This window comes from Enterobacter sp. PGRG2 (assembly GCF_030291195.1).
Lineage (GTDB): Bacteria > Pseudomonadota > Gammaproteobacteria > Enterobacterales > Enterobacteriaceae > Enterobacter_D.
This window is the reverse complement of record NZ_CP127837.1, coordinates 3,021,488-3,028,418: the sequence shown is the minus strand read 5'-3', so window position 1 is coordinate 3,028,418 and position 6,931 is coordinate 3,021,488. Positions and strand designations below refer to the sequence as shown.

Sequence of the window (6,931 nt, the reverse complement as noted above, 5' to 3'; positions counted from 1 at the left end):
ACCGTAGGCCCGGCAAGCTTTGCGCCGCCGGGCATGATCCTGTTATGGTAAATCCCGCCAGGATCCCAGCCGATACCCCCGCTCCGCTATCGCATATTTCAGCGATGGCGAGGTCAGCACCTCCAGCTCTTTCAGACGTGGCCAGCAATAGCTGCTGGCGCGCAGCGTGTCGTCGACAAAGGCCGGATGGCTCATCATCTCCAGCGACTGCTCGCCCCGCGCGCCGGAGGCATCCAGCACCTCAAGAAACAGCGCCTCCGATATCGCCTCGCCGTAAAAGCCGCTGGAATAGCCTTCGCTGCTGCGCGCCGCGTTCACTGGCAGACCGTGAAGCGTCGCCACCTCGCGGTCAATACGCAGCCCGACGCCTTTATCCGCGGCAAAGGCGGCCACCAGCGGGAAGATCGGCGGCAGCATATGCACATGATGATGGCTGTCGATATGCGTCGGTTTGCGGCCAAAGCAGTCAATAAAGCGCTGATACTGGCACGCCAGCTCACGCTCAATCTCCGCCAGCGGCAGCTCGTCCTGCTCCGCCATCTCCCAGATCCATTTGCCCAGCACGCCGTCCCGCGTCAGCCCCGGCATCGGGCTTAACGGTTTGCCGAGGGTCAGCACAAAGTGCATGCCGACCGCCAACTGCGGAAGCGCGCGGCTGAGCGCCGCCGCATGTTCCACCGCTTCTGCGTTCATCATCGCCGTGGTCGACGTAACCACGCCGTGCGTGCAGGCCTCCACAATGCCGTAGTTCTGCCCTTTGCACAGCCCAAAGTCATCGGCATTGACGATCAGTAACCTTTCCACAGGCTGGCTCCTTAGCGTTTAAAGCCTTCAATGGTTTTTGCAAAGCGCGGCAGCCATTTCTGATGCGCCAGCAGCAGTTCACGCGCGAGGATTTCCGCGTCCTTATCGGAGTGGATCAACGGGCTTAAATTTAACGCCAGCAGCACATCGTTAAACTCACCGCTTAACGCGGCCTGGCTGGCGGCGATTTCGAAGCCTTTGATGGTATGGATCAGCCCCATCACCTTGTCGTCAAAATGCGTCACGCGCGGGTGCGGCTTCGCGCCATCCCGGCCAAGGATGCAGGTCATCTCCACGGCCCAGTCCGCCGGGATATTATCAATATGCCCGTGGTGCGGCACGTTAACGTAGTGCTCCGCCTGCTTGTCGTTATAAATAGCGTTGATCACCTCGCAGGCCGCGTCGGAATAGTAGGCGCCGCCGCGCTGCTCCAGCTCTTTCGGTTTCACCGCCAGCGCCGGATCCTTGTACAGGTCAAACAGCTGTTTCTCGACTTTCTGCACTACCTGCGCCCGTACGCCGCCTTTATAGAATTCGCCCATCTCAATGGCCAGCATCTCTTTCTGCTTGAAGTAGTACAGCAGATAAGAGCACGGCAACAGGTTAAGCGAGCGGATCAGCCCTTCGCTGAACGGCAGATCAAAGATGTTTTTCACTGAATTCGCCGTTAATCTACCGGAGGCCACCCCGTCCAGCAGTTCCGCAAAGCGCGATTCGCCGTTGACCAGCACGTCCTTGATAAACACCATGTGGTTGAGGCCGAACAGATCGATACCCAGTTCGTCCTCATCGGTGAGGCTCAGCACATCGCGGATAAACATCTTCATGCCGATGGGAATATTGCACACGCCGATAAAGCGCTTAAAGCCGGTATGACGATAGACCGCTTCCGTCACCATGCCCGCCGGGTTGGTAAAGTTGATCACCCAGGCGTCCGGGCAGATCTCTTCCACATCGCGGATGATGTCAAAAATCACCGGAATGGTACGCAGCCCTTTGAACAGACCGCCCGCGCCGTTGGTCTCCTGCCCCAGATAGCCATGGCTTAACGGAATACGTTCATCCAGCTCGCGCGCCTGTAGCTGACCGACGCGCAGCTGGGTGGTGACAAAACTGGCGTCCTGCAATGCCGCACGGCGATCCAGCGTTTTATGCAGCGTCATCGGCACGCCCGCTTTCTGGATCATGCGCTGGCACAGGTCATAAATAATATTCAGCTTTTCCTGGCCGTCTTCCACGTCCACCAGCCATAATTCGTCTATCGGCAGTTCGTGATAACGTTTAATAAATCCGTCGACCAGTTCAGGGGTGTAGCTGCTTCCGCCACCGATGGTGACGACTTTCAGTTTTTTATTCATAACATCTCTCTTACGCACTGACCGTAAAATAAAGGCGTGCCTTAATCAGTTAATAACGGTGAGGTGTTTCCGGTAACTGCCTGGCGTAAAGGACGTCACTTTCTTGAACGTCTTGATAAATAAACCGGGACTGCTGTAACCGGACTCATAAGCGATATCAGTGACTGAGTAATTGGTGATTTCCAGCTGTTTCTTGGCAAAATTAATGCGGATCTCATTGATGATCTGCATCGGGGTTTTACTGTAATAGCGCTGGGTGGCGCGGGTTAAATACTCCTGCGTCTTACCGGATAATTTCACCATATTTTCCAGCGCGTTTTCGCCAAACTGCATTTTGTCGTGCATCTCTTCCACGGTGGTTTTGAGCCACTGCGGAATGTCGCCCTGCACCACCTCTTCCCGGTGGTGACGAAGCCGGTTGACGATATAAAAAGTCACCACTTCGATAAATTCATTGAACTCGTTATCGCGGAAATTCAGCGAAGCGATCACCGATTCAATCCAGGTCAGAAATGCGCTTTTTACGTGATACACCTGCGACGCCACAAAGCAGAACGGCAGCAGGTGCAGATAGTGTTGTTCAAAAAACTGTCTGCTGACGCCGACGTTAAGAATGCGCGTGGCGCCAAATTCATAGAAGCTCTGATGATGCGATCCCATCGGGATAAACACAAAATCGCCCCGCTCAAGCAGCACGCGTTTGCCGTTGATCTCCTGATAGTAGCGCCCGGTCAGCACGATGGTGAATTCGTAATAATCGTGCTGGTGCAGCCCGCTTATGCTCTCCACTTTATTGTAGATGAAGACGTGAAAGTTCCGGCCATTGAACAACTGCTGTTCCCGTGCGGTTTTGATTTCCATCGCGTTCACCTGTGGCTGCATCATGCGTTGGCTCCTGTATTAGCGCACTTTTTCGTGCAGCTCAATCAATTCGGCAATCAACTCGCGGGCCAGCATCGAGGTCATCAGATGATCCTGCGCATGCACCAGCACCAGGCTGACCTTCATCCGGCCCTCGCCCTGATCGCCTTCAATGAGCTGCGTCTGCACGCGATGCGCTTCGTTAAGGGCGGTACGGGACTGCGCCATGGTTTCCTTCGCTGCCGCGAAATCGCCCGCTTTCGCCTGCTTCAGGGCAGTATAAGCGAGACTGCGCGCCTGCCCGGAGTTAATGATAAGCCCCATCACCACTTCTTCCAGTTCATCGGTGGCAAGCTCGGTTTCCACAACATCATCCAGATTAAACATCTTATCTTCCTCATGTCAGTCCGGCGCAGGCTAACGGCAGCCTGCGCCGTCAGGCTTAAAATTTCAGGGCGTTGGCAATATCTTCTTCGCTCTCTTCTTCCTCAATGACCGCCTGCGCTTTATTGGCCACCATCACGAACGGCAGGTAAATCAGCGTTGCGACACCGAGGTTGAACAGCGCCAGCAACAGGGCCGCCACGCTGCCATTAGTGTTAAAGAAAGCGCCGAGGCCGGTCGGCATTGTCCAGGGCGCGATGTTCGTCACCGGCGGGATAATGCCCGTGTAGTAGGCCGCCAGCATGATGCCGGTCAGCACCGGTTGTACCAGCACGAAGGGAATGAACATCACCGGGTTCATGATGATCGGCAGGCCGAACAGGATAGGTTCGTTGATCTGGAAGATACCGGACGGCAGCGCCAGCTTACCAACCTGACGGTAATCCGCGCGGCGGGAACCGATAAAGATGGCGATGATAAGCCCCAGGGTGGCACCCGAACCGCCCAGCATCACGTAGGAGTCGAGCATCGGCTTAGCCCAGACGTGGAAGGTTTTACCCGCCGCCAGCGCCGCGTCAACGGAGCCGTACTGCTGATAAATCGCCATGTTTTCCAGCGCCCAGGGGGTCATGATGCCGCTGTCCAGCGCGGTCAGCGCCAGCGAACCGTGGACGCCGAAGAACCATAACAGCGAGTTGAAAATCACATAGGCCCAGCCGACCACGCCGCCCATCGCGGAAAGCGGTTTTGAGACGGAATCGAGAATGACCTGGTGGAAGTTGGTGCCCCAGGCGGTGAGCGCCCAGCCGATAATGCCCATTACCGAGAGGATCAGAAAGCCTGGGATCAGCGCGGAGAATGAGCGGGACACCGACGCCGGGACGCTGTCCGGCAGACGGATCACCCAGTTGCGGCGGATGACAAAGGTAAACATCTCCGCCACCACCAGCCCGATAATAATACCGGAAATAATATTGGCCCCGCCCAGCCAGTTTGCGCCCACGGCATAGGCTTCGCCGACGCTGTAAGGCGTAACCGTCATAAAGGCGGCTACCGCTAATAACCCGGCGGCCAGCGGATCGACTTTTCGCTCCTCGGCCAGCGCCATACCAATAAAGAACGGCGCCATCAGCGACATGATGCCTAAAGTACCGTTATAAACATTACCGCCGATGGCCTTAAAACCATTCAGCGTTTCAATGGTTGAGGCATCCAGACGAATACCTAAAGAGTAAAAAAACGATCCTTCGCCAAAACTTAAGAATACGTTGTTAATTAATACAAACATCGCCCCTGCAAGGGTTAACGGCATTAAGCGGATAAAGCCGTTTTTAATTGCATTGACGTGGGGTTGTTTTCCTATTCTTACGGCAAAAGGGATCAGCATTTGCTCCAGCGAATCAATTGCTTTGCTCATAGAAAAGTCCTTAAAAGCCGCAATAAACTATTGCGGCGAAAGTAAGTGAAATAACTCTTTGACGGGGAAAAGAAATAAAATTAATTTGCTGCTTTTTTAATGGCGGCGACAGCAGTTTTCAGTACAGCCAGACCATCCACTTTGCCGTAATGGATGGAATCAATCACTTCGACAGGTTTATTCGGTAACAGGCGTTGAATTTCAGGCAACATATAGGCGATTTGCGGGCCTAACAGCACGACATCGGCCTCGGGTCCTTTTTCACCGGCCAGGGTTTCAGGAAATGCATCAATGATCACCGGCACCTCATACTTCTCTGCCTGCGCGCGCATTTTGGACACCAGCAGCGAGGTGGACATGCCCGCCGAGCAGAACAGATAGATGTGTTTCTTTTCCATCACAACCTTCCTTACGTTTCAACCGCAACAGGTGTGCCTGCATGGGGACCTGTGTTGGTGGCTGGGATAACTCTTGAACCCTTGAGTTACTTTTGTTTCTGGTTGAAGAAAATATACAGCATCCCGCCTGGGGGCGATAACCCGTCGCTAACCCGAATTGTCTCTCATTGACCTGGCAGGATGATAGCCTTCACAATTCAGCAAATAATTCGCGTCAAGAAATAAGATTTTGAGACAAAAAGAAACCGGCGCGGTGGCCGGTTTGTTTATTTGCTCAGGCTTAAAGGGATCAGGACTTCGGTGCCTGCGGATCGGTATCATATTCCGCACAGGTCTGATAACCGGAGTTCATCACGTGGCCGGTTTCGTCCAGGGCAACAAAGTAAGTTTCTGTTTTGCCATTGCGTTGACCCAGAATGTAGGTCTGGCAGGTACCACGAGCGTGGATCATGGTCACTTCGGAAGAAGGCTTACCGGCAACCTGCATTACCTGCGCACGGCTCATGCCTTTTTTAACGTCTTTCACCACCGGCGTGGTCACCTGATCTTTAGTACGATCGTAAGCAGTACAACCTGCCAGCATGGTCATTACGGCCGCGGTACCCAGAATTCCTGCGAGTTTCTTGTTCATATTGATCCTTCCTCTTGTTATCCGCTTGTGTATCAGCGCGTTATCTAAGCCTGGAATATAAAATAACTTTTTTCAACCTCATGACGACACTGACTTAACTTTAAGAAAAATCTAATAAAACAGAGTGAGGCAGACAAAAGGCGGTTATTTGCGCTCCCTGCGCCGTCGCGCCTTGTCGTTTTAGCCACAACGGGTTAATTTGAAAAGATTGCTACTTAACATCTGCCCTCAAGGGCGACAGACGGAGAGTGTTGTCATGACGCTGCAACAAGACATTATTCAGGCGCTGGGCGTTAAGCCGCGCATCGATGCAGAAGAAGAAATTCGCCGTAGCGTGGATTTTTTGAAATCCTATCTTAAAGCCCATCCGTTTCTGAAGTCACTGGTGCTGGGCATTAGCGGCGGCCAGGATTCGACGCTCGCCGGTAAGCTGAGCCAGATGGCTATCAGCGAGCTGCGCCAGGAAACCGGCGACGAAAGCTACGCCTTTATCGCGGTACGCTTGCCCCACGGCGTGCAGGCGGATGAAAAGGATTGTCAGGATGCGATTAACTTTATCGGGCCGGATCGCGTGCTGGTGGTGAATATTAAAGCGGCAGTGCTGGCGAGCGAGCAGGCGCTGCGCGACGCGGGCATCGAATTAAGCGATTTCATTCGCGGCAACGAAAAAGCCCGTGAGCGTATGAAAGCGCAGTACAGCATCGCCGGAATGACCAAAGGCGTGGTCGTGGGTACAGACCATGCGGCGGAAGCTGTGACCGGTTTTTACACCAAATATGGCGATGGCGGCACCGATATCAATCCGCTGTTCCGCCTGAACAAACGTCAGGGAAAACAGCTGCTGGCACAGCTCAACTGCCCGGAGCATCTGTATAAAAAGGCCCCGACCGCCGATCTGGAAGACGATCGCCCTGCCCTGCCGGATGAAGTCGCCCTTGGCGTCACCTATGAGATGATCGACGATTATCTGGAAGGCAAAACCATTGATGAGACGCATGCGCGTACCATCGAAGGCTGGTATCTGAAAACCGAACATAAACGCCGCCTGCCGGTGACGGTTTTTGACGACTTCTGGAAA

The 6,931-nt window shown here is 54.0% G+C and carries 8 protein-coding genes; 1 reads left to right on the top strand and 7 read right to left on the bottom strand.

The features are described from left to right. Positions 1–42: 42 nt before the first annotated feature. From chbG to osmE, 7 genes are all read right to left on the bottom strand, one after another. Positions 43–804 (bottom strand): chitin disaccharide deacetylase, encoded by a 762-nt coding sequence (chbG, locus tag QRD42_RS13450; protein ID WP_321987338.1) that lies wholly within the window; start codon positions 802–804, stop codon positions 43–45. 11 nt (positions 805–815) lie between these two features. Next, a complete protein-coding gene (locus tag QRD42_RS13445) occupies positions 816–2,162 on the bottom strand; it encodes a 6-phospho-beta-glucosidase (protein ID WP_318376696.1) in 1,347 nt (448 codons plus the stop codon). A gap of 45 nt (positions 2,163–2,207) precedes the next feature. Beyond that, the gene (gene chbR / locus QRD42_RS13440; RefSeq protein ID WP_099458763.1) at positions 2,208–3,047 is read right to left on the bottom strand and encodes a transcriptional regulator ChbR; all 840 of its coding nucleotides are present in this window, start codon (positions 3,045–3,047) and stop codon (positions 2,208–2,210) included. Between the two features lie 15 nt (positions 3,048–3,062). Continuing rightward, positions 3,063–3,410, bottom strand: a complete 348-nt coding sequence (gene chbA, locus QRD42_RS13435; RefSeq protein WP_072568249.1) for a PTS N,N'-diacetylchitobiose transporter subunit IIA — start codon at positions 3,408–3,410, stop codon at positions 3,063–3,065. A gap of 55 nt (positions 3,411–3,465) precedes the next feature. Next, positions 3,466–4,824, bottom strand: a complete 1,359-nt coding sequence (gene chbC / locus QRD42_RS13430) for a PTS N,N'-diacetylchitobiose transporter subunit IIC (RefSeq protein ID WP_321987336.1) — start codon at positions 4,822–4,824, stop codon at positions 3,466–3,468. Between the two features lie 80 nt (positions 4,825–4,904). Further along, positions 4,905–5,222, bottom strand: a complete 318-nt coding sequence (locus tag QRD42_RS13425) for a PTS sugar transporter subunit IIB (protein WP_318364675.1) — start codon at positions 5,220–5,222, stop codon at positions 4,905–4,907. Between the two features lie 289 nt (positions 5,223–5,511). Further along, complete coding sequence (osmE, locus tag QRD42_RS13420) at positions 5,512–5,853, bottom strand: osmotically-inducible lipoprotein OsmE (RefSeq protein ID WP_072568246.1); 342 nt, start codon at positions 5,851–5,853, stop codon at positions 5,512–5,514. A gap of 256 nt (positions 5,854–6,109) precedes the next feature. On the opposite strand from osmE, the gene nadE reads away from it, so the two are divergent. Next, positions 6,110–6,931 (top strand): ammonia-dependent NAD(+) synthetase (gene nadE / locus QRD42_RS13415; protein ID WP_321987335.1); only part of this gene is annotated, 822 nt, incomplete at its 3' end.